The sequence below is a fragment of the Polynucleobacter rarus genome, from assembly GCF_003072505.1.
Taxonomy (GTDB): Bacteria; Pseudomonadota; Gammaproteobacteria; order Burkholderiales; family Burkholderiaceae; genus Polynucleobacter; species Polynucleobacter rarus.
In genome coordinates, this window is the sequence record NZ_NTGB01000001.1 from 211296 (window position 1) to 234826 (window position 23531).

A 23531-nucleotide genomic window follows, 5' to 3' on the forward strand; every position below is an offset into this window, starting at 1 on the left:
CCAAAATGAATACATTTACACGTCGAGAGTTTTTAAAAACCAGCGGAGCTGGTGTACTAATGGTTAGTTTTTCTTTAGGAAGCATAGCCAATGCAAACACTAGCCAAGGTTTAAGAGATCCTAAGGTAGTCAAAAGAGAGGTACTGGATTCTTGGTTAAGTATTGATCAAAGTGGTAAGGTCACCATCTTTTCTGGCAAAGTAGATTTAGGGACTGGTATCAAAACTGCTTTTGCACAAATTGCAGCAGATGAGTTGTATGTCCCATTTAATTCAATTGAAATGGTGATGGGGGATACTGCTACTACCCCTGATCAGTGGATCACAGGGGGAGCCTTATCCATTTCTCAAGGGGGCACTGAGCTGCGCCAAGCTGCGGCTAATGCAAGGCAAGCGCTCTTAGAGAGAGCCTCGCAAAAATTGCAAATTCCAGTTTCAGAATTGCTAGTGAGAGATGGGATGGTTTTCCCCATTAGTAATCCTGCACAAAAATTAAGCTACGGTAGCCTAATTGGTGATGGCTTTAAATTAGAAGTAAATCCTAAGGTAGTCTTAAAAAATCCTAATGACTACCGTGTGATTGGTAAATCGATTCAGCGGGTTGATATTCCCCAAAAAGTAACTGGTGAGTATGTATACATGCACGACTTTAAATTACCAGGTATGTTACACGCCCGTGTAGTTCGCCCTAATTCGATTGGTGCAAAATTAAGTAGCTTTGATGATTCAGGGCTCAAAAAGATTAAGGGCTATGTTCAAACAGTTCGTAAAGGTGATTTTTTAGTCGTAATATCCACCACAGAGTGGGGCGCTGTCAAAGCAGCTAGGGATATTAAGGTTTCATGGACTAAGGGTCCTGATCTACCTAAAAAAGCAACCATTTTTAAAGAGTGGCGAACAATGCCCATTGCCAAAGAAGAAGTTACACAAAAAGTTGGCAATGTTGATTCGGTTCTCAATTCGGGTGCTAAAAATATTAAAGCTACCTATAATTTCCCAGTCCAAACTCATGCATCAATCGGCCCATCTTGTGCAGTGGCAGATTATAAGGATGGTAAGTTGACAGTATGGAGTGCATCGCAAGCAACTCACTCCATGCAACATGAGTTGTCTGTTATCACGGGGTTGCCAAAAGAATCTATTCGTCTTATTTATCTAGACGGATCAGGCTGCTATGGACGTAACGGACATGAGGATGCAACAGCGGATGCCGCACTTGCTTCTATCGCAATTGGTAAGCCAGTGAGACTGCAATGGATGCGCCATGATGAAACTGCGCTAGCACCAAAAAGTCCGCCACGAACGATGGACTTTGAAGCTAGTCTAGATAGTAATGGCAACATTATTGGTTGGAAGAGTGATTTTTATATTGCTTTAAATCAAGTTGCTTTTATGAAACCACTTGATTTTCCGTTACTTGCTGCGACTGATACTGGGGTGCCAAGACCTGGTAACTGGGTTGGCTTTTTATTCCAAAATTCCGGAGCACCCTATTTAGTGCCTAATATTACGGTTAATACGAAGCATGTTGCCCAAACTTTCTTAAGATCATCGCATCTCAGAAGTCCTGGACGAATTGAAAATAGTTTTGGTAATGAATCATTTATTGATGAGTTAGCCACTTCTAGTAATGCTGATCCTGCAGAGTTTAGAATCAAAAACTTAAATGATCCTAGAGCGATAGCTGTTATTCGTGCCGCGATGAAGTCATCTGGATGGCAAAGTAGGGAACCAGCTTTTAAATCAAACCAGAATGCAAAAATTGTTACAGGTCGTGGTATTGCTTATGTGCGGTATAACAACTCGATAACCTACGTAGCTACTGTTGCAGAGATTGAGGTCAATAAAGAGACTGGTAAGATTTCAGTTAAAAACCTACACGTTGCGCATGATTGTGGACAAATCATTAATCCTGATGGCGTTCAAAATCAAATCCAAGGTGGCGCTATTCAGACAGTCAGTCGGGTTCTGATGGAAGAGGTAAAGTGGACTGGTAGTGAGATTGAAAGTGTCGATTGGGCTTCTTATCCAATTGTGCGTTTCAATGATGTACCTAAGGTCCATACCGTATTAATTGATCAACCGGGTACACCTTCTTGGGGAGCCGGTGAGCAGACTCCAACAACGATTCCAGCCGCAATTGCTAATGCTGTATTTGATGCGACTGGGGTTCGCCTGAGAACAATTCCATTTACTCCAGAGTCTGTTAAATTAGCATTAAAGGAGCAGTCAGTTACTAGAGCTTAAATCTGAGGCTGTGATGATTGGCGAACTGAATGGTTGAAATAGTACCGTTCAGTTCGTTTTTTTTAATGGTATCAAGTATAGTAATTTGACTTCTACAAATTTTTATAAATATTAATAATGAATAAGGCTGGCGATGAAATCGTATTGGATGCAGAGTGATGGAGAAAGTGCGCAGATTGAATTGCGTGAGATTGATCAATTAGTTCCGGGCGCAGGGCAATTATTAATTCGTGTTCGTGCAGCAGGTCTTAATCGTGGCGAGTTTATCTTAGGACATGGCTTACATAAAGCTGGTGCCGCAAAACCCATTGGTATGGAAGCAGCTGGAGAAGTCGTGAGTTGCGGTGCCGGCATAGAAAACTTTCATCTCGGAGATCGGGTGATGGGAAGGTGCTCTGGAGCATTTGCAGAGTACGCTTTAATCACCGAGCGTGAAGCGATGAAAATGCCAGATTCAATGGATTGGAATCAAGCAGCAGCCATTCCATTAACAGCATTAGTCGTGTTTGATATGTTAGTGGTCCAAGGAGGACTCAAGGCAGGAGAGTGGGTCTTCATTCCTGGTGTAACTTCCGGAGTTGGGGTCACTGCCCTCGCAATGGCAAAAACACTGGGCGCTAAAGTGATTGGTACCTCAGGTTCACAAGCGAAATTAGATGTTCTCAAGAATATTGGTCTTGACCTAGGTATTTGTACTCGCGCACCTAATTTTTATGATGAAGTGATGCAGGTTACTGAAGGTAAAGGTGTTGATTTAGTGATCAATACGGTAGGTGGCTCCGTCTTTCCAGAGTGTGTTCGCTCGATGGCTTTTCAAGGTCGTTTAGCTACGGTAGGTTATGTTGATAATGTACTTAAAGCAGAGATTGATATTCAGCTTTTACATACGAAGCGATTAACACTATTTGGGGTATCTAATAAACTGCGAAATCCTGAGCAACGAGCTGAGTCCTTACCCGCATTTAGACAAGAAATCTTACCGCTGTTCGCAAAAGGTCAAGCTCTACCCTTAATCGGTAAAGTATTCTCATTTGATGATTTGCTCGCAGCCAAAGCCTTCATGGATTCCAATCAGCATTTAGGGAAAATTATCTTAGCTGGATCGGAATAATATTGAAGCTACTTAATTAGAAAACCTCAACAAAGTGATTGGTACAAAGGATGAAAATACATCAACTTTCGATCTGCAAATGGAGTACTTTATTTTTATTGCCACTCTTTTGTTCTGTTAGTCAAGCTCAGGTATATCCCAATAAACCTATTCGACTGATTGTTGGGTTTGCGCCTGGAGGAGCGGCGGACTATGTTGCGCGCAACATTAGTGTTCCTCTTGGTACGGCCTTGGGTCAAAGTATTATTATTGAAAATAAGCCTGGCGCAGGCTCGAGTATTGCCGCCGAAACCGTTGCAAAGTCTCCCCCAGATGGATACACCGTCTTAATTGCCAGTCCAAGTAGTATTTCGGTTAATCCAGCCTTAAATCTAAAGTTAGGTTATCGCCCGAGTGATCTTCTGCCGGTTAGTAAAGTGACGAGTTCACCTGTTGTCATTGCCGTCAATCCTAATACTGGAATTTCTTCAGTCAAAGAGTTGATTGCAAAAGCAAAGCAAGATTCAGGCGGTTTGAACTATGCAACTTCTGGGAACGGATCTGCACCTCACTTAGCCGGAGCTCTATTTAGTCAAATTGCCGATATCAAAATGACGCATATCCCATTTAGGGGAGGCTCCTTAGCGATTCAATCAGTGGTGGCAGGAGATACACAATTAACTTTTGGTACACCCCCTTCAGTATTACCAATGGTTCAAAGTGGTCGCTTACGAGCATTAGCTATTTCTAGCAAAGAACGTTCCCAATTAGCACCGAATTTACCGGGTATGAAAGAAGCGGGATTACCCGATTATGAAATCGAATTTTGGTATGGACTTTTTGTCCCTAACGGCACGCCCGCTCCCATTATTCAAAAAATATTTGAGGCTACGCAGAGTGCGTTGCGTCAACCCAATGTGAAAGTTGCTCTCGCAAGAGAGGGAACCGATGTTTCCTTATCTGCGTCACCTGCAGATTTTTCTAAGTTTTTAATCGAAGACGAAAAGTTTTGGGTCAAGCTGGTCAAGTCAGCCGATGTAAAAGTCGATTAATTTAATTGTGGAAATAATGTTGATATGAACCGTCGTGATTTTATTGCTGCCACAGCTGCCTTCTCCTTACCTCTTATAGGAAGAGCCCAATCCTATCCCACTAGACCGATTCGATATATTGTGCCAGTTGCTGCTGGGGGTGGTAACGATATGATTGGACGTGTGGTCACAGAGCGATGGGGACGTTTTTTAGGTCAAACCTTTGTGGTCGAAAATCAAAGTGGCGGGGGTGGGGTCATTGCCTCTCAAACTACTATGCGCGCTGCTCCAGATGGTTATACCTTGATGCAGGGATATGTGGCGACACACGGAACTAACCCAGCGACGCGCAAGGTTCCTTATGATCCAGTTAAAGACTTTACGCCAATTGGGATGATTGGTGCTACGCCGAATGTTTTGGTTGTAAATAGTCAAGTACCAGTTACAAATATGAAAGAGTTTATCGACTATGCTCGAAAAAATACGGGCAAGCTTTCTTATGGCACCGCTGGTCAGGGTTCATTAACGCACATGACGATGGAACTATTTAAGCAAGAAACGGGTCTTAATTTGCTGCATATTCCTTATCGAGGAATTGCCCCAGCGATTAATGACTTATTGGGTAACCAAACACAAACCATGTTTCCAGGATTGGCCGCAGCTCTACAATATATTCAATCTGGTAAGGTGCGCGCCTTGGCGGTGACTGGTCCAAGGCGTAGTAGTTCACTGAAAGAAGTACCAACGATGGAAGAGATTGGTTTTAAAGGCTTTGATGCCATGCAGTGGTATGGATCTGTGGGTCCTGCTGGCATGCCAGCAGAGATTGTTGAGCGACTAAATGAAACCCAAGTGGCAACATTGAAGTTGCCTGAGATGCGAGAAAAATTAGCAATCGAGGCGGTTGAACCAATGCCAATGACGTCAGCACAATTTGGACAATTTATTAAAAACGAAATAAGTCGGTGGACTGCTTTAGCAAAAGCAAAGAATATTCAATTAGAAGAGTGAGCGATGGAAAAAATATTAAGAGTAGGTATTTTAGAAGGTGATGATATTGGACATGAGATCGTCCCTGCAGCCGTAGCGGTTGCTAAAAAAGCGGCTGATCTTCACGGTGTAAAGATTGATTGGGTGCCTTTACCTATAGGTCGCCGAGCACTTGATACACACGGCAATACACTACCACCAGAAACCTTAGAAACCCTGCATACCCTTGACGGATGGATCTTAGGGCCGATTGGACATCGTGCTTACCCTAAGCAAGCGAACGCAATTAATCCCCATCCGATATTACGCAAACAGTTCAATTTATTTGCAAACGTCAGACCTACCAGATCTTATCCTGATATTGGTTGTTTAAGGGATGATATTGATCTAGTCATTGTTCGAGAAAACAACGAGGGATTTCAGCCAGATCGTAATATGTTGATGGGTAATTCTGAATTTCGTCCCAATGATGAAGTAACCCTATCAATGCGCGTTATCACAAGAACTGGCAGTCGACTTGTGGCAAAAGCAGCTTTTGAGTTAGCCCGTCAAAGAAAAAAACATTTAACCTATGTGCACAAAGATACTGTTTTTAAGTTGGGTTGTGGCATGTTCGTGGAAGAATGCAAAAAACTTGCTTTAGAGTATCCCGATGTCAGGGTGGACGATGTGATTGTAGATACTTTTGCTATGCGACTAATTCGTGATCCGCAGAATTTTGATGTGGTGGTCACGACTAATATGTTCGGCGATATCTTGTCAGATGAAGCGGCTGGCTTGGTTGGTGGTCTTGGAATGGCTCCAGGTTTATGTATTGGCAATGGCAATATTGCGATGGCGCAGGCAACTCATGGCTCTGCACCTGATATAGCGGGTAAAGGGATTGCTAATCCGTATTCAATGATTGAGTCTACTCGAATGTTGTTTGATTGGCTGGGTTATAGTCACGGGATTCCCCAAGCGGTATCGATGGCCAAAGCGATGTCAGCAGCAACTACTCTCGCCCTATCAAATCCAGATTCTCGAACTGGTGATATCAACGGCCGAGGCAATATGGAGTCCATGGTTGGAGCAATTTTACAGGCGTTAAGGTAATTCTCCGGTATTAGAATCTTAACTCTGAGCAGCTTGCAAATGAGACTGAAGTAGGCAAGCTGCTGGAGATAAACTGGCTCCCGATTTCGTGGCAATCAATAAATTACGATGTGCCCAAACCTCATTGAGTTTAATGGTCCGTAAATTCATCGCATTGACTTGTGTTTTACAAGCTTGGATTGGTAAGATACCAATCCCAAGGTTCGCTGCAATCATTTCACACATCGCGTTATAGCTTCTGACTTGAACCCGCAATTTCATTTGAAGACCTAATTTTTCTGCATTTCTGAACGTGAGTTCCAATAGGGAACTACCTCTGTTCAGACCGACAAAATCATGTGCAAGGCATTCTTTAAAGCCCAGAGATTGAAATTGAGCGACGGGGTGTTGCTGACTGCATACGATATATAACTCATCTTGACAGAGCACTTGTGTATCAAGTCCTGTGGTGATTGTGCCATCAGCAAAAACTCCAATATCTGCAAAACCTTCATGTAAAGCTCTGACGATATCTCCACTCAATTGTTCTTCTATTTCTACTTGAATTTCAGGGTGGCGGCTTAAAAAATCATATAAAGTAGAGGGTAAAAATTCAGTCAAGGCAGACATATTAGCCCAAAGACGCACATGTCCTTTCATGCCTTTCGAATATTCGGAGAGTTCATTGCTTAATTGTTCAAAGCCTTGAAATAACCTTAACGCATGTTGAATCACTACATGCCCTGCTTGCGTAAGTGATACGCCTTTAGTCGATCGATCAAAAAGAGAGGATCCAACAGTTTCTTCAAATTCTGAAATGCGTCTACTCGCTGCTGAAAGTGCTAAATTACATTCTTCAGCACCTTTGGTAATACTTCCAGTTCTAGCAATCGCACAGAACAACCGGAGAGTAACAAAATCAATTTTTGCAGGATTTATTTTTAGGTTCATGAAGATATTTTAACTAAGCCTTCGCAATTTGAGAAGGCTGGTTAATAAGAAAGCAATTCACAAACATTATAAAAATGGTTAACTTGATAGAAATAAATTGATTAGGGTAAATAATGGAACCATTAGCAAATATTAAAGTGATTGAGATGGGGCAACTCATCGCTGGTCCCTTTGCAGCAAAGACCTTGGCAGATTTCGGTGCGGATGTCATTAAAATTGAACCCCCAGGAGTTGGTGACGCTTTACGAAAGTGGCGACTTTTGAAGGATGGTACTTCGGTTTGGTGGCAAGTCCAGTCGCGGAATAAGCGTTCACTGTCGCTCGATCTCAAGCAATTGGAAGCACAAGAAATTGTGCGCATGCTAGTCAAAGATGCTGATGTGTTGATTGAAAATTTTCGCCCAGGTACCTTAGAAGCTTGGGGTCTTGATCCAAAAGATTTACTAGAGTTAAACCCTAGATTAATTATTTTAAGAATCAGTGGTTATGGTCAGACAGGACCCTACAAAGACAAACCAGGCTTTGGGGTGGTCGCAGAAGCGATGGGTGGACTGCGACATTTGACCGCAGAACCGGGTCGGGTGCCAGTGCGTGTGGGTGTCAGTATCGGCGATACCCTAGCTTCCTTACATGGTGTGATTGGCATTTTACTTGCGCTTCAAGAGCGCCATCAAAGTGGTAAGGGACAGGTGATTGATGTGGCACTGTACGAGGCTGTCTTTAATTGTATGGAAAGCTTACTTCCTGAATATAGTGCTTTTGGTGAAGTACGTCAGGCTGCTGGTAGCGCATTGCCTGGGATTGCACCAAGTAATGCCTATCTATGTGCCGATGGGGGATATGTTTTGATTGCGGGTAATGGGGATAGTATCTTTAAACGTTTAATGACTTCTATTGGTAGGAGTGATTTAGCCATTGATCCCCAGTTAGCCAATAATGATGGTCGAGTAGAGCGCGTAGAGGAATTAGATAGTGTCATTGGACAATGGGCAAAAACCATGAGTACAGATCAAGCCCTAGAGATTTTAGACGCAGCGTCCGTACCAGCAGGTCGCATTTATACGGTCGCAGATATTGCGAATGACCCTCATTTCAGAGCCCGTGAAAATATTCAAAGTATTACGATGAAAGATGGTAGTAGTTTAGATGTTCCTGGTGTTCTACCAAAACTTTCTAGAACTCCTGGCTCCATCAAAACGTTGGCACCAGATGTTGGGCAAGATACGGATGCGGTTTTACGAGAGATTGGTCTGAATCAAATTCAAATTCAAGCGCTTAAACAGCGTGGCGTAGCTTTTACTAATTAATCCTTATCTCATGAAAAAAATTTACTTTAATGAAGTGGTGACCCGAGACGGCTTTCAAATTGAACCGAACTTTATCGCAACCGATGAAAAAATCAGATTGATTGATGCTTTAAGTCAGTGTGGCTATGCAAAAATCGAGGTGACTTCTTTTACTTCCCCCAAGGCAATTCCGATGCTCAGGGACGCTGAGGAGGTAATGGGTCGTATTCAACGAGTTCCAGGAGTCGAATATACGGTGCTAGTCCCAAATCTGCGGGGTGCCGAGCGTGCTTTGGAATCCAAAGCGGATGAATTGAATTTAGTGATGTCCACTTCAGAAACGCATAATCTAGCTAATCTGCGGATGACAAGGGAAAAAAGTGTGGCCAGTTTGAGTAATGTGATTCGTTTTGTAGATGGTCATGTCCCGATTAATGTTTCACTCTCCACGAGCTTTGGTTGTCCTTTAGAGGGTGTTGTGTTGCAGTCGGTTGTGGAAGAGTTTTCTCAGCGATTTGCTGATTTAGGAGTGAGGGGACTAACTATTTGCGATACTACCGGCATGGCTAACCCAGCTCAAGTAGCACAAATGGCACAGGCATTAACAAAACGCTTTAGTGATTTGCAACTCACCTTCCATTTTCATAACACTAGAGGTATGGGGCTCGCAAATATATTGGCTGCTCTACACAACGGTATTGAGCGTTTTGATGGCTCTTTAGGTGGTCTTGGTGGTTGTCCTTATGCACCGGGAGCAAGTGGCAATATTTCTAGTGAAGACTCAGTCCATATGTTGGAAGCCATGGGTTTCGATACGGGTATAGACCTTCTGAGGTTGCTAGCGATTGCGCGTGAGTTACCATTCATAGTAGGCCATGATGTACCAGGGCAGATGATTAAAGCGGGACTTCCTCTAGATCTTCATCCAATCCCAGCTTATGTTGATGAGTTGCGTAATATCGCTGAATGAATAGAAAAAATAACCATGGATGAGACTGTAGATGATTCATCATATTGACCATATTGTGCTTACAACGGCGCATGAGGATGCTTACATCGATTTTTATACAAGAATTATGGGGATGGAATTAAATTCTTTCATTGGTGGTACTCCACCAGTCGAGCGTAAAGCATTTCGATTCGGGAATAAAAAAAATAATTTACACGTCAAAGGTAAAGAGTTTGAGCCCAATGCTGATATACCCACGTCAGGCTCCTTCGACTTATTTTTTAAGGCTTGGGGACTGCCTCAGATAGTAAAAAGCTTCTCCACTCAGTTGGAATTGGCGCACTCTTTTTAGTCGCTGTATTGGCGTATACGTAGGTTAACTCTGCATTGATGAGTAATTCATACTTAAGATAAATTTCCGTGGTGATTGTCATCGAAGAGTTGCCTAGTCTAGAACAACGCACACAAACATCCAATAAATCGTCAAATTTTGCAGACTGGTGATACTCGATGGCCGCCTTTTTTACAAAAAACTCTAACCCTGAACCACTCATTTCTAGAAAATTCGGTAAGGGTGAATTTCTCCAGTATTCAGTGAAGCCGATATCGCAATAAGTTAAATAATGGCTATTAAAAACAATTGCTTGTTGATCGATTTCAGACCAACGAACTCGTAAAGGATAGATAAAAGAAAAATCGGATTTAGCCATTTTAGAAGTTGAGCAGTTGAAAAAAGGAGACTTTAGTCTCCTTTTTTAACGAAATAAAATCAGTTAGTTTGAAAATACTGAGTCCGTGATTAGTGAACCATTGCCGCAGAACTATTCCAGTTACCAAAGCCCATTACCTTCAGGGACAACTCAGCAAATTCCTCTACTGAAACAGGCATTAAACCTCTCGAGGTTCTTTTACGATTAAACTGTTCTAATTCGAGGCTAACATTAGCACCGTTGAATCCATTCACTGTAGAACTAGGTAAATCATTGGTTTTCATAAATTTTCTCCGTCTTTAATCAGGTGGTTCAGCAAGTTTTAGAAACTATTTATTGCTTAACCTGAGTATTAAACGCTTAGATTTAGTTAAAGTTGACAAAATTATTGAGAAAAAGTTAATTTTTATTAAAACTTATAAGCAATTGATTTTAATATGTAAAATTAAACCTTTGTAAATTCATAAAATCATTCGTGAAACATTTTAAGATAATTTTTACTAGTATCGCCATCTTTTTTACGCTAGCTGGCGGTGGACTTTTTTATGCTTATACCCAGTTACCGACCTGGTTACATCAAAAAGCCCAAGAAATTGGCGATAAAACCGGTTATTTGATTGATTTTAAAGACTTTAAGTTTTCAATACAGAATCCTAAAATCAGCTTCTCGGACTTTAAAATTATCCAAAAATCCAATCAGGAGCGACTTATCTCGATTGGTCAATTTGAGGTAAGTTACAAAATTTGGCCGCTTTTAAGGCAAAAAATTGAAATTAGCACCATTAATACCAGCCAATTGGTTCTTCATTTTCATAAAAATCCTGAACTAAACTTTTTAAAATTCATTGAAAGCATTGAAAAGGTTTACCCATCCGATCCAAAAACAGTCAATCAAACCAGTGCTTGGATTTACAGCATCAATCATTTTCATCTAGAAGATGGCACTATTCAACTCCAGGACGACGCTAAACACTACAAAAATGATTTGGCGATTAAAGAACTTGATTTGAATAACGCCGCCAATTTTGATGGTCAAAATAAAGCCGTTAATGTATTGCAGTCAAAGTACCAAATCAATTTGAGTAACTTCAAACTCCAGTTACAAAAATCTGCTAAATCGCTCGAAACAGGTCCAATTTCCTTAGGTGGAGATTTTTGGTTAGACAAAAATGAAGATTTAAAAATGTTGTTAACGGCAACTCTCGATAAGGGTCAAGCATCATCAACGATAAAGCTCACAAATCGATTCGATAAGATTGAAATAGAAACTAATTTCGAACGTTTTTCTATAGTCCCACTCTTGCAAATGGAAGCTCACAGGTCTTCAAGAGAGGCGAAGTCAGGTTTTGTTACCGGTAAATTGAACTATCATTCCGATGTAAAAGAAGATCGCTTGCAGGGGGATTTCGCCTTTAGTGATTTGAACCTGCCACCTTTGTTAGAGTTACTTCCAGCCAATATTAAATTAATTGGTAAATCAGGGATAGCAGATGGTCATCTTCTAATAAATGATATTCAAAACAAATTCCAAGTTAGTGGGGAAGTCAATGTTAAGGATTTAGCTATTTTTGAATCAGACAAAACAAACGAACTTTTAGCTTGGAAAACTGGACGCGTAAAACATTTTGATTACAGCGAGATTGGAAAAGATAGCCGTTTACGGATGGACGAAGTATTGTTAGATGGTCTCAAAGCCAGAGTTACTATCTATGCTGATAAGAGTAATAATTTTATAAGAATGTTCCCTCCATCAGCAAAAGAGGCGATGAAAATCGAATTGACCAGACAAATTGCTACTTTGCAAGAGACTAATGGCGATAGTAATACTCAAAGCGATAAGATAAATCAATTAAAAACCACCAAAGATAAAGTCAGCAAAGGTTCGATTGAGGTTCAAAAAGATGGCCAATTTAATGCCAATATTAAATCGATTGCTTTACAAAACGGTACCGTCAACTTCACTGATTTTTCTGTATTACCCATATTTAAAACAGAAATTAATGGTTTGCGAGGCACGATTGTTGGCATAAGTACCAAGCCAAATCGCTACGCTACCGCTGCTTTTGATGGTTTGGTAGGCGCACAGGGTGATGTGAAGATACGTGGTCAAATTGCCTTTGAGGATCCCCGGCGTAACAATGATGTCCAACTTTCATTTAGAAGAATCCCACTTGCCACCATTAATCCCTATTATTCGAGTGTGGCTGGTTATGATGTGGTGGACGGTATCCTTTCTTATGATTCGTCCTATCAAACAAAAGATGGCAAATTAGTCGGCGATAACCGTTTTGTGATTAACCAAATTCAAATGGGTGATCGAAACCCTAATTACAAGGGGACTTTTATTCCGATGAAACTAATTACTTATTTGCTAGAAGATAAAGACGGTGTGATTGATCTGAATTTAAAGGTAAGGGGTAATGTAGATAGTCCTGAGTTTCAAATTAGTAAATTATTATGGGACGCATTTTTTACGATTGTTGAGAATATAGTCAAATCCCCTTTTATCGGTATTGGCCGCTTACTCGGTATTGAGTCATTAAACGGTATTTACTTTAGCCCAGGCTCTGACCAACTGCGACCTTCTGAGACCTTAAAGTTAGAGAGGATAGCAAAAGGTTTAGAGAAAAAACCAAAAATGATCCTCAAAATCAATGGTACTTATGATGCTTCAGTGGATGCCCTTGAACTAGCAACGACTTCGGTTAACCGGCAAATTTTTAAGAGAGGTGGTTTTAGTCTGTCACCGAATGAACCACTACCAAAAATACCATTCTCTGATGACCGTATTCAAAAAGCGATCAAACGGCTCTTTGAAGAACAGGGAATCCCCTTGCCAATTAGTACCGGAATAGCCGCAGGGCCAGCTACGGAAAAGTATTTTAATGAGTTACATCAAACATTGATTCAACGCGTCAAAATAAGCGAGGAAGATTTACAAAATTTAGCGGATTTAAGAGCGACAGTTGTTCGACAAGATATGGCAAAGAATCATCCTCTTTTAATAGACCGTGTCAAAGTTGATGGGATAAAAGCTTTAAAGGCAGAGTCAGACGGTATTCCGATGGGTTTGGCTTTTACCAACTAAACTAAAAAGGGAGACCTACATAGTTTTCTGCAAGGGCTTTTTGTGCATTTTCTGAACTTGCCAGAAATTCAAACTCGGCAATTTGCATCTTCTTTTCAAATTGGCTCATTTCCGGAAATTGATGCATGAGATTGGTGAGAGACCAAGAAAATCTCTCGGCTTTCCAAATCCTAGCCAATGCTCTTTGAGAGTAATTCTTAATCCCTGCGTCATTTTTTTCTTGATAAAACTCCATCAAAGCCCAGGATAAATAACGTACATCCGATACCGCTAAGTTCAGCCCTTTGGCTCCGGTTGGGGGGACTATATGACCAGCGTCACCAGCTAAAAAGAGTCGACCAAACCTTAAGGGCTCAGCTACGAAACTGCGCAAGGGCGCAATACTTTTTTCAATGGATGGACCAGTTTCTAGCACTTCTTGTAAGCGAGCAGGTAAACGGGCATGGAGTGCTTGCCAAAACCTCTCATCACTCCAATTATTTACATGGTCATCGAGCGTACATTGTAAATAATAGCGACTACGGGTTGGTGAGCGCATACTACATAAGTAAAACCCATCCGGGTGATTACCATAGATTAATTCTTCTTGGACGGGTTTGGTATCCGAAAGAATACCTAACCATCCAAAGGGGTATACCCGTTCATATTCAGAAATGGCATTTTGCGGGACACTTGCTCGACACACGCCATGATAGCCATCACAACCGGCAATAAAATCACAATCAATTGTATGATTAACCCCATCAAGTTGGTATTCGACTTTGGGGTGATTAGTGTCAAATCCAGAAACAACTACATTTTCAGCACCGTAAACTGTAATCAGGCCAGCCTCTAAGCGTGCATTCGTGAGGTCTTTGGTAACCTCGGTTTGCCCATAAACGGTTACACTTCTCCCGATCAAACCCTGCAAATCAATATTAAGAATCTGCCCCCCAAAAGCTAAATCAAAGCCATGATGCGGTAAACCCTCTTTTTCCAGTCTGGTACTTACTCCCACTTCATGAAGTAAGCTGACGGTTCCTTGTTCAAGAACCCCAGCACGGATTCTCGCTAGTACGTAATCTTTTGACTGTCGCTCGATAATGATGGTATCAATCCCAGCTTTATAAAGTAATTGTCCTAATAACAATCCAGCAGGGCCTGCGCCAATGATGGCAACTTGAGTTTTCATAAATATAGTAAATTCAGGTGAAAGATGATGATACTTTACAGCAAAAAGGGAGCTTCTCGCTCCCTTTGTTAGAAATGAAGAAAATAGCTTATTTTTCGTATTTCTTGAGTAATGCACGAGCATCTTCTAGTAGTTTGGCACCATCAGCACCTTTACCATTGGCTTCTTTGACCCAGTCATCATCCACGTTGTCACTCGCTTTTTTCCAACGCTCTAATTCTGCCGGAGCTAAAGTCGCAACCGTATTGCCACGATCTTTGGCCATTTTGCTAAAAGGCTCCACAATAGCGTCAAAGCCAGTTGCACCAGCCCATGCAGAAGCCGCTAGACCACTATTGTTATCGATTACCTTTTTCAAGGCCGGAGTCAAACTATCATACTTTGCTTGATTCATACCAAACAGGAAAATAGAGTTGGAGAAGCGTGGGCCACCTGCCGGTGCATCTAAATGGTATTTCACAATTTCATGAATCTTTGTAGCAGGTACACCTTCCCATGGCACCATTGCAGCATCAATCACACCTTTCGAGATAGAATCTGACACGTTCGGTAGCGGCATTTGAACAGGTGTAGCACCCAAAGAAGCGATTAACTTTGCATTAATCCGGGTTGCACTTCGAATCTTCATACCTTTCAAATCTTCTAAGGTCTTTACAGGTTTGGTAGAATGCAGAACATAGCCCTCTGTTGTATGCATAAATAAAGGCTTAATACCCTTGTACTCATCCATAGCATTTTTTTGGACATATTCCCAAAGAGCTTGTGATCCTTGTTTTGCACTTGAAGTTAAGAATGGTAATTCAAATACTTCGGATTTTGTAAAACGACCAGCAGCATAGGTTGGGATAACCCAAACGATATCCACTGTTCCATCTTTAACTTGATCTACCAGTTGCGGAGGCGTGCCACCGAGTTGCATTGACGGATAAATTTGACAGACCATTTCACCATTCGATTCTTTTGCGATTTTTTCACACCATGGTTGAATCACGCGAACATTAAAACTTGAGGCAGCAGGTAAGAAATGGTGTACTTTTAAAGTCACCACTGCATTCGCAGTTGAGATATTTAAACCCGCTAAAAGTGTTGCAAGAACAATACTAAGTTTTATCATTCAATACTCCTAAAGAAATCAATTAAGTTAATCGGTGAACCAACCACAGGGTAATACCAGGAAAAGCTATTAATAACACCATACGTATGGCATCTGAGATTAAAAAGGGAATAACTCCTTTATATGTTTCAGACATTGGTACATCTTTTGCTAAACCATTCATGATGTAGACATTTAATCCTACTGGTGGAAATATCATACCAATTTCACAGACCATTAAGATTAATACACCAAACCAAAGGGCTTTATCTGATGGGGGTAAGCCATAAAAGTCTAGGCCAATGATGACGGGGAAGATCACTGGAACGGTAAGTAAAATCATCGACATTTCATCCATTACGCAGCCTAGTATCACGTAAAACAACATAATAGAAAACATGACTAATACGGGTGATACTTGCGCACTCGCAACTGAACCAGCTAACTCATTCGGTAGTTGAGATAAAGCCAGACAAGCGTTCATCATGTCTGCGCCAATAAAAATCATGAAAATCATCCCGCTCGTTTGCGCTGTCGATAAAAGACTTTTCTGCAAAATCGGCAAACTCATATTGCCTCTTAAAGTGGCAATTAAAAAAGTCATCGCAGTACCAATTGAAGCACCTTCAGTCGGAGTAAAGATGCCGCCGTAGATACCCCCGAACACGAGGGTGAAAATAAGACCAATTGGCCAAACATTTTTAGCTGCTCTTAAAAACTCTTGACGGGTTGGCTTTGATGGTTCAGGTGCATGCTCTGGATAGAGTCGAACATAAATCGCAATTGCCAAAAGGTAACCAATCGCAGCCAAAAGTGCGGGGGCGTAGGCAGCTAAAAACATTTTGGTGATGTTTTGTTCCGTGATGATGGCATAAATCATCAACGTAACAGAGGGTGGTAATAAGATTCCCATCGTCCCGCCGGTAGCTAGTGCAGCAGTCGCCAAGCGTCCCGAATAATTGAGTTTACGCATTTCAGGATAAGCAACCTGAGCAATCGTTGCCGTGGTTGCGACAGAAGAGCCTGAAATCGAGCCAAAAGCGGCACAGGCTAAAACACCTGCCATCGCCATCCCGCCCTTAAATCTTCCTAAGATCGCATTCGAGAATTCGAAGAGTGCTTTAGATAGTCCACCGTGCATGGCAAAAGCACCCATCAACATAAAGAGAGGAATAACCGATAAGTCATATACCGATAGCCTTGCATAAACTGCACCTTTTAAATGGTTTAGTAATGCCGTATCGCTGGCAATCAGCATATAACCAAGGGCACCTGGAATAAACATGGATAAGTCAATCGGTATACGAATTGCCATGAGGGCGAGCATCATAACAAAGACGCCAATGCCAATATTTAAGTTACTCATGCCGACTCCTGACTACGATTGAATAATAAATCAATCGACTGAACAAAACTAACAATCGCAGTGAGTACGAATCCTGGGACCATTAAAAGGTAAGGAATCCAAACCGGGATACTCATTAACATTGATGTTTCGCCATTTTCTTTATTAATTAAACCACCGACAGCTAAACGCCAAGCTAGTACGCTAAAACAAAGCCCAATTAATAAGGCGCCAAAGCCATCAAGAAATTGCTTGGTCTTGTCTGAACATTTATCGGTGAAAAAGTCCACAATAATGTTGGCGCGTTGAAATTGGGTGTAAGGTAAAAAGCAGGCAACACACACTGCGCAACCGAGTTGAACGAGTTCGATATCCCCTTGGATAGGGGATGAAAAAAAGGCTCGACCAATGACACTCGCGAGTGTCATGAGAGCAAGGGCAACTAGCACTAGCCCGCCAATCGAGGCACTAATCTGACATAGTCGACCTATGACCTGGTGTATGAATGAATTTGAAGTTGTCATATAAAAATAGGAAAAGTTCATTATCCTTGAAGCACACCGATAAAACTACTAAACAATGTGCTTTTAGGGAAAGTACTAGGAAACAAAATACGGTTGAAATAGAAAGAGCATTAGACTCACTGCACTTTCGAATTAATATTGCTCTGTATCCACCTCGGCTTGGCTTACTTCGTTGTAACGATTGCCGTAAATTGGGACTGAACTCAGCACGTAGTTGATCTTTTCTAGAACTTCAGGCCTTAACTGAATCTGATCAGCATCAATATCCTCTTGTAAGTGATCAATTCGAGTGGTACCAGGAATCGGAATAATGTCTTGTCCTAATTGCAATAACCAAGCCAAACCAAGTTGTGCCATCGTACAACCTTGCTGCTGGGCGATTTCTTGCAAAGCTTCGAAGAACACTAAATTTCTTGAGAAGTTTTCTGGATGAAAACGGGGCATTCCACGACGAATATCTTTTTCTACAAATTTCGTAATATCAATCGGTGAGGTGTTGAAATAACCTCTTCCCAAGGGACTAAACGCAATAAAAGCAATATCTAGTTCACGGCAAGTGGGTAAGACCGCAATTTCAGGATTACGCGTCCACAAAGAGTATTCGGTTTGAACAGCACTCAACGGATGAACTGCATGGGCCTTTCTGATAGTTGGTCCTGACACCTCTGATAAGCCAATTTTTTGTACTTTACCTTCTTTGACTAGGTCACTTAGAGTGCCAACCGCATCCTCAATCGGTACTTTTTTATCCCAACGGTGTAAATAATATAAATCAATCACATCCGTTTTGAGTCTTTTTAAACTACCTTCACAATCTCTACGAATGGACGCAGGACGACTATCAATGACTCTTTTACCATCTGCAGGACCAACGCCGCCTTTACTGGCTAATACGATATGATTGCGATGGGTTTTAAGAAAATCGCCACCCATCAGGGTTTCATTGTGACCTAAGCCATATAGGGCCGCCGTATCAAAAAAATTAATCCCTCGGTCAAATGCTTCATAAAGTAATTTGGTACCTTCTGCATCAGTCGGCGGCTTACCATACGCGTGACTCAGATTCATACAACCTAGTCCGATCGATGTGACAGAAAAGGGGCCAATTTTACGTTGAGAAAGAGGTGAGCTCATAAAAATAGTCTTTCTAATTTATTTAAGTTGTAATTCAAGTTCGTGCATCACTTCATAGCATGGCAGTACTTGCGCCACGCTAGCATTGGGTTCGCGTCCTTCACGAATGGCCGCAAAGAATTCACGATCTTGAATCTCAATACCGTTCATCGACACATCTACTTTACTGACATCGATTGCTTGTTCTTTGCCATCAAACAGGTCATCATAACGTGCAATATAGGTGGCGTTATCACCAATATATCTAAAGTAGGTACCAAGAGGACCATCATTATTAAAAGAAAGACTCAAAGTACAAATGGCGCCGTTTGCTGCTTTGAGCTGAATTGACATATCCATCGCAATACCCAGAGTAGGGTGAATCGGACCTTGGATTGCATTCGCCTTCACAATGGGACTACCACATTGATAAGCAAATAAATCAATCGTGTGAGCGGCGTGATGCCAGAGTAAATGATCCGTCCAACTTCTTGGTTGTCCAAGAGCATTCATGTTGGTGCGACGGAAGAAAAATGTCTGCACATCCATTTGTTGGATATTGAATTCTTGGGCGACGATCTTACGGTGAATATACTGATGACTCGGATTGAAACGCCTCGTGTGACCTACCATCGCTACCTTCCCTGTTTCTTTTTGCAAGCGAACTAGTTCCTTTGCATCAGCTAAAGAGTCTGCCATCGGTATTTCGACTTCAACATGCTTACCAGCTTTAAGACAAGCCATTGCCTGGGCAGCGTGCATTTGCGTAGGGGTACACAGAATCACTGCATCCACTTCTTTGATTGCCAGGCTATCGGCTAAATTGGTCGTAACATGAGGAATTTTGTACTTATCAGCAATCTCTTGCGTCTTACCTAGTTCGCGACCTACCAAAGATACCACCTCTACGCCATCAATTAACTTCATGGCGTCTAAGTGTTTATTACCAAAAGCACCTGCTCCAGCTAATGCAACTTTCATAGCTCCTCCAAAATAATATGACCAACAGCTGTATTCGAAGCTGGGACGTGATAGTGACGATGAACTTCTTTTAATTCTTGACTCAGAGCGCCGCGCATGATCAACCACATAACTAGCTCAATTCCCTCGGAACCTGCTTCTTGCACATAAGTTAAGTGGGATATTTTTGCGAGGGCTTCGGGATCCTTAGTTAAGCCATCTAAAAAAGCCTTATCAAATTCAGAATTGATAAAGCCTGCGCGAGGGCCTTGTAACTGGTGGGACATGCCACCTGTGCCCATGATGACAATTCTCTCATCTGGCCCAAAAGATTCGACAGCTCGCCGAATCGCTTTACCTAAGTTATAGCAACGGTTACCAGTTGGTGGTGGATATTGCACGACGTTCACAGCCAAAGGAATCACCCGACAAGGCCATTCTGTTGGTTGACCAAACATCAAAGAGAGGGGGACGGTTAAACCATGGTCAACATCCATCTTATTGATGATGGTCATATCAAATTCATCCAAAATTGTACTTTGGGCAATATGCCAAGCTAGCTCTGGATAACCTTTGACGACCGGTACCGGTCTTGGTCCCCAACCTTCATCTGCCGGAGCGAACTGGTCTGCACAACCAAGTGCAAAGGTCGGAATCATTTCTAAAGAAAAGGCGGAAGCGTGATCGTTATAAATCAAAATGATAGCGTCAGGTTTAGTTTCTTTAAACCATTCTTTGGCTTTTTCGTAGCCTTGAAAAACCGGTTGCCAATAGGGCTCCTGGGTTTTACCAAGATCAAGCGCTGCTCCCACAGCTGGAATATGCGAAGTAGCTACGCCTGCAATAATTTTTGCCATATTATTTCTCCACTGGGCCAACAGGCATACTTGGGTTGCGGCCACCACGAATCATCATATTTCGATAATCCTCCTCCGGCATACCGGTCATGAGTGATGCAAGCTTTTGAAAGGAGTGACCATCTGTCGCACCAATTTTTGCCAGAAAATAAATATTACCGCCAAGCGCAATCATCTGATTGTAATCTCTGTCTAAGACCGCTTGATGTTGAACCGCCGACATGGGAAATGTATTGAGATACCCATCCTGATCGGCTTTAAACTTTTGCCGATTCTCATCTTTCATGAGCGACATCGCAAACATATTAAGGTGGTAGCCAATCCTGGACTGGGTAGCATCAAAGATGACTGTGCCAGGTATTTTTTTGAACTCTTCGTAATAATTTTCCATCAGATTCCCCAGTACAGTCGATTAGGATTATCAACTAATAATTTTTGCTGTAGTTCTTGGGTTGGTGCAATATTCGGAATCCAATCTACTAGTAAGCCGTCATCAGGCATATGGTCTTTTAAATTAGGATGTGGCCAGTCCGTGCCAGTTAAAACTCGGTCTGGAAATAACTCAACAATCTTTTTAGCGAAAGGAATGACATCTTGATAAGGATGTGGCTCGCCATTTAATGCTTTTGGTCCCTTTACCGAAAGTCGCTCAGGGCAAGTTACCTTACTCCAAATGTTGCTGTGTTCGGTCATGAGTTTGATAAATAGAGAAAATTCAGGACCATCCACCGGTTGACTCACATCGGGTCTACCCATGTGATCAACGACTACGATCGTTGGTAAGGCTGTAAAAAAATCCCACAGTTCAGGTAAATCAACAGCCTCAAAGTAAATCACAATATGCCAACCTAGCGCTTTAATCCGATTAGCAATTTCAAGTAATTCTTCTTTCGGGGTGAAGTCCACTAAGCGCTTCACAAAATTAAATCGAACACCTCTCACCCCTGCATCGTGCAAAGCTTGCAGTTGCTCATCTGTCACATTGCGTTTTACTGTCGCAACGCCTCTAGCTTTATCGGCACTATGTAATAACGCATCAACCAATGCACTATTATCAGCACCATGACAGGTGGCTTGCACAATCACATTTTTACTAAATCCCAAATGATCTCTGAGGGCAAATAGCTGATCTTTGCTCGCATCACAGGGTGTGTATTTTCTCTCAGGCGCATAGGGAAATAAATGGCCTGGACCAAACACGTGGCAATGGGAGTCTACGCTGCCTGCAGGTAATTGGAATTTTGGTTTGCTAGGGCCCGTGTACCAATCAAGCCAGCCTGGGGTTTTTTCAAAAGTTGTCATTAAATTAATCCACGTAGCGTAAACCAGCTTTTGCTAGTTTTTCACGCATGTTATACATATCTAGACCTAATTCACCACTAGCTAAACGTTGACGCTTTTCAGCCTCATTACTTTCGCGCTTGGCTGAGGCGTCAGCAGCTTCTTGCGCTAAATGCGCAGGAACAACGACGATACCATCATCATCCGCAATAATGACATCTCCAGGATTAACCATTGTGCCGGCACATACCACGGGGACGTTAACAGAGCCGATAGTTTCTTTGACAGTTCCCTTGGCGCTAATTGCTTTACTAAACACTGGAAATTGCATCGCCGTTAAATCCTTCACATCGCGCACACCAGCATCAATAATTAACCCTCTAGCGCCTCTTGCTTTGAAAGAGGTTGCTAATAAATCACCAAAAAAACCGTCTGTATTATCTGCCGTACAGGCTGCAACGACGATGTCACCTGGTTGAATTTGTTCTGCTACCACATGCATCATCCAATTATCACCTGGGTGAAGTAACACAGTTACCGCAGTTCCACAGAGATGAGCGCCAGTATAGATCGGGCGCATATAGGGTTGCATGAGACCAACTCGTCCCATGGCTTCGTGAATCGTAGCGACACCAAAATGGCTCAGGCGTTCAACTTGAACAGAGTCTGCACGATTGACTTTACGGTTAACAATTCCGAATGCTTGCATAGTAAATTCCTTATCTTTTGTATTTTACAAACCTATGTTGGTGAGAACTCGGTCTAATCTTGGGAAGACATGACGCGCATTTTTTTCGTAGATTTGAATCCGTTCAGGTTCAGTAAGAATAGTACTCGACTCAATGTAACGTTTCGTATCGTCAAAATAATGACCTGTCTCTGGATCAATACCGCGCACAGCACCAATCATTTCAGAGGCAAATAAAATGTTCTTGACCGGAATCACCTTAGTGAGTAAATCAATCCCTGGTTGGTGATAAACACAGGTGTCAAAGAAAATATTATTTAATAAATGTTCATCTAAGAGGGGCTTCTTTAACTCTTGAGCTAAACCTCTAAATCTTCCCCAGTGATAAGGAACTGCTCCACCACCATGAGGAATGAGAAATTTCAAAGTGGGGAAATCCTTGAATAAATCAGAAGTCAGACATTGCATAAAAGCGGTCGTATCTGCATTTAAATAATGCGCGCCAGTAGTATGAAAACAAGCATTACAACTTGTACTGACATGAATCATGGCAGGAATTTCATATTCCACCATCTTTTCATAAATCGGATACCAGTGCTTATCTGATAAGGGAGGTTCACGCCAATGTCCACCAGAGGGATCTGGATTAAGGTTAATGCCGACCATACCAAATTCATTTACGCACTTTTCTAATTCGGCAATACTGGTCTTAGGATCAACTCCAGGCGATTGAGGTAGCATGGCCGCCGCAATAAAGTTGTCTGGAAAAAGCTTAGCAACCCTAGCGCACAGTTCATTACAAATAGCAGCCCAAGTAGCCGAAGTATTGAAGTCGCCAATATGGTGCGCCATAAAACTAGCTCGCGGTGAAAAAATCGTTAGATCACTACCACGCTCTTTCATTTTGGCTAATTGATTTTTTTCAATCGACTCAATTAACTCGTCATCTGAAATATTTAAATCGCTCACTTTAGGACCTAACTCTGGTGTTTTAAGGTTCGCAATTTGCTGGTTACGCCAGTCCTCTAGAGCTTTCGGAGCTGTTGTGTAATGGCCGTGACAATCAATAATCATGTTTTTTCCT

Annotated in this window: 22 protein-coding genes and 1 pseudogene; 9 read left to right on the plus strand and 14 right to left on the minus strand. The window is 41.9% G+C overall.

What is annotated here, in order from left to right; translation table 11 throughout:
- Window positions 1–5: 5 nt before the first annotated feature.
- The 5 genes from AOC35_RS00900 to AOC35_RS00920 all read left to right on the plus strand — a co-directional run bounded on the left by AOC35_RS00900 (window position 6) and on the right by AOC35_RS00920 (window position 6452).
- Complete coding sequence (locus tag AOC35_RS00900) at window positions 6–2246, plus strand: xanthine dehydrogenase family protein molybdopterin-binding subunit (protein ID WP_108645333.1); 2241 nt, start codon at window positions 6–8, stop codon at window positions 2244–2246.
- A gap of 133 nt (window positions 2247–2379) precedes the next feature.
- Window positions 2380–3357, plus strand: a complete 978-nt coding sequence (locus AOC35_RS00905; RefSeq protein ID WP_108645334.1) for a quinone oxidoreductase family protein — start codon at window positions 2380–2382, stop codon at window positions 3355–3357.
- Between the two features lie 50 nt (window positions 3358–3407).
- Window positions 3408–4388 (plus strand): Bug family tripartite tricarboxylate transporter substrate binding protein, encoded by a 981-nt coding sequence (locus AOC35_RS00910; protein ID WP_108645335.1) that lies wholly within the window; start codon window positions 3408–3410, stop codon window positions 4386–4388.
- Between the two features lie 24 nt (window positions 4389–4412).
- Window positions 4413–5378, plus strand: coding sequence for a Bug family tripartite tricarboxylate transporter substrate binding protein (locus AOC35_RS00915; protein ID WP_108645336.1), 966 nt, complete (start codon window positions 4413–4415; stop codon window positions 5376–5378).
- A 3-nt stretch (window positions 5379–5381) separates the two neighbouring features.
- Complete coding sequence (locus AOC35_RS00920; RefSeq protein WP_108645337.1) at window positions 5382–6452, plus strand: isocitrate/isopropylmalate dehydrogenase family protein; 1071 nt, start codon at window positions 5382–5384, stop codon at window positions 6450–6452.
- Window positions 6453–6470: 18 nt separating this feature from the next.
- Here the strand turns inward: AOC35_RS00920 and AOC35_RS00925 are convergent, their stop codons facing one another.
- Entirely contained in the window at window positions 6471–7382 is a 912-nt protein-coding gene (locus tag AOC35_RS00925) for a LysR family transcriptional regulator (protein ID WP_108645338.1), read from the minus strand.
- 113 nt (window positions 7383–7495) lie between these two features.
- Between AOC35_RS00925 and AOC35_RS00930 the strand changes: the two genes are divergently transcribed.
- The 3 genes and pseudogenes from AOC35_RS00930 to AOC35_RS15470 all read left to right on the plus strand — a co-directional run.
- Window positions 7496–8689, plus strand: coding sequence for a CaiB/BaiF CoA transferase family protein (locus AOC35_RS00930; protein ID WP_108645339.1), 1194 nt, complete (start codon window positions 7496–7498; stop codon window positions 8687–8689).
- A gap of 10 nt (window positions 8690–8699) precedes the next feature.
- Window positions 8700–9638 (plus strand): hydroxymethylglutaryl-CoA lyase, encoded by a 939-nt coding sequence (locus AOC35_RS00935; protein ID WP_108645340.1) that lies wholly within the window; start codon window positions 8700–8702, stop codon window positions 9636–9638.
- A 31-nt stretch (window positions 9639–9669) separates the two neighbouring features.
- A pseudogene (locus AOC35_RS15470) lies at window positions 9670–9906 on the plus strand (VOC family protein); the annotation flags it as partial.
- Here the strand turns inward: AOC35_RS15470 and AOC35_RS00940 are convergent.
- Together AOC35_RS00940 and AOC35_RS00945 are read right to left on the minus strand one after the other, a co-directional pair.
- Entirely contained in the window at window positions 9899–10327 is a 429-nt protein-coding gene (locus AOC35_RS00940; protein ID WP_108645341.1) for an acyl-CoA thioesterase, read from the minus strand. The pseudogene AOC35_RS15470 and the gene AOC35_RS00940 sit on opposite strands and share 8 nt — an antisense overlap.
- 89 nt (window positions 10328–10416) lie before the next feature.
- Window positions 10417–10611, minus strand: coding sequence for a hypothetical protein (locus tag AOC35_RS00945; protein WP_108645342.1), 195 nt, complete (start codon window positions 10609–10611; stop codon window positions 10417–10419).
- A 191-nt stretch (window positions 10612–10802) separates the two neighbouring features.
- Between AOC35_RS00945 and AOC35_RS00950 the strand changes: the two genes are divergently transcribed.
- Complete coding sequence (locus tag AOC35_RS00950) at window positions 10803–13415, plus strand: DUF748 domain-containing protein (RefSeq protein ID WP_108645343.1); 2613 nt, start codon at window positions 10803–10805, stop codon at window positions 13413–13415.
- Between the two features lies 1 nt (window position 13416).
- Here AOC35_RS00950 and pobA read toward each other — a convergent pair whose 3' ends face one another.
- From pobA to AOC35_RS01005, 11 genes are all read right to left on the minus strand, one after another.
- Window positions 13417–14586 carry a 4-hydroxybenzoate 3-monooxygenase gene (gene pobA / locus AOC35_RS00955; RefSeq protein WP_108648656.1) on the minus strand — a complete coding sequence of 390 codons (1170 nt, stop codon included), beginning with the start codon at window positions 14584–14586 and terminating at the stop codon, window positions 13417–13419.
- Window positions 14587–14674: 88 nt separating this feature from the next.
- Window positions 14675–15700 (minus strand): TRAP transporter substrate-binding protein, encoded by a 1026-nt coding sequence (locus AOC35_RS00960; protein WP_108645344.1) that lies wholly within the window; start codon window positions 15698–15700, stop codon window positions 14675–14677.
- A gap of 22 nt (window positions 15701–15722) precedes the next feature.
- Window positions 15723–17045, minus strand: a complete 1323-nt coding sequence (locus AOC35_RS00965) for a TRAP transporter large permease (protein ID WP_108645345.1) — start codon at window positions 17043–17045, stop codon at window positions 15723–15725.
- Window positions 17042–17548: a TRAP transporter small permease gene (locus AOC35_RS00970; protein ID WP_108645346.1), complete on the minus strand. Its 507-nt coding sequence runs from the start codon at window positions 17546–17548 to the stop codon at window positions 17042–17044. Before AOC35_RS00970 ends, AOC35_RS00965 begins: the two co-directional genes overlap by 4 nt.
- 132 nt (window positions 17549–17680) lie before the next feature.
- Complete coding sequence (locus AOC35_RS00975) at window positions 17681–18682, minus strand: aldo/keto reductase (protein WP_108645347.1); 1002 nt, start codon at window positions 18680–18682, stop codon at window positions 17681–17683.
- A gap of 18 nt (window positions 18683–18700) precedes the next feature.
- Complete coding sequence (locus AOC35_RS00980) at window positions 18701–19642, minus strand: Gfo/Idh/MocA family oxidoreductase (protein WP_108645348.1); 942 nt, start codon at window positions 19640–19642, stop codon at window positions 18701–18703.
- Window positions 19639–20478: a class III extradiol dioxygenase subunit beta gene (locus tag AOC35_RS00985; RefSeq protein WP_108645349.1), complete on the minus strand. Its 840-nt coding sequence runs from the start codon at window positions 20476–20478 to the stop codon at window positions 19639–19641. The genes AOC35_RS00980 and AOC35_RS00985 overlap by 4 nt, the downstream gene beginning before the upstream one ends.
- 1 nt (window position 20479) lies before the next feature.
- Window positions 20480–20869: a protocatechuate 4,5-dioxygenase subunit alpha gene (gene ligA, locus AOC35_RS00990; protein ID WP_108645350.1), complete on the minus strand. Its 390-nt coding sequence runs from the start codon at window positions 20867–20869 to the stop codon at window positions 20480–20482.
- Window positions 20869–21780 (minus strand): amidohydrolase family protein, encoded by a 912-nt coding sequence (locus AOC35_RS00995; RefSeq protein WP_108645351.1) that lies wholly within the window; start codon window positions 21778–21780, stop codon window positions 20869–20871. Before AOC35_RS00995 ends, ligA begins: the two co-directional genes overlap by 1 nt.
- Window positions 21781–21784: 4 nt before the next feature.
- On the minus strand, window positions 21785–22468 hold the full coding sequence (gene ligK / locus AOC35_RS01000) for a 4-carboxy-4-hydroxy-2-oxoadipate aldolase/oxaloacetate decarboxylase (protein WP_108645352.1): 684 nt from the start codon (window positions 22466–22468) through the stop codon (window positions 21785–21787).
- Between the two features lie 24 nt (window positions 22469–22492).
- Entirely contained in the window at window positions 22493–23521 is a 1029-nt protein-coding gene (locus AOC35_RS01005; RefSeq protein ID WP_108645353.1) for an amidohydrolase family protein, read from the minus strand.
- Between the last annotated feature and the right edge of the window lie 10 nt (window positions 23522–23531).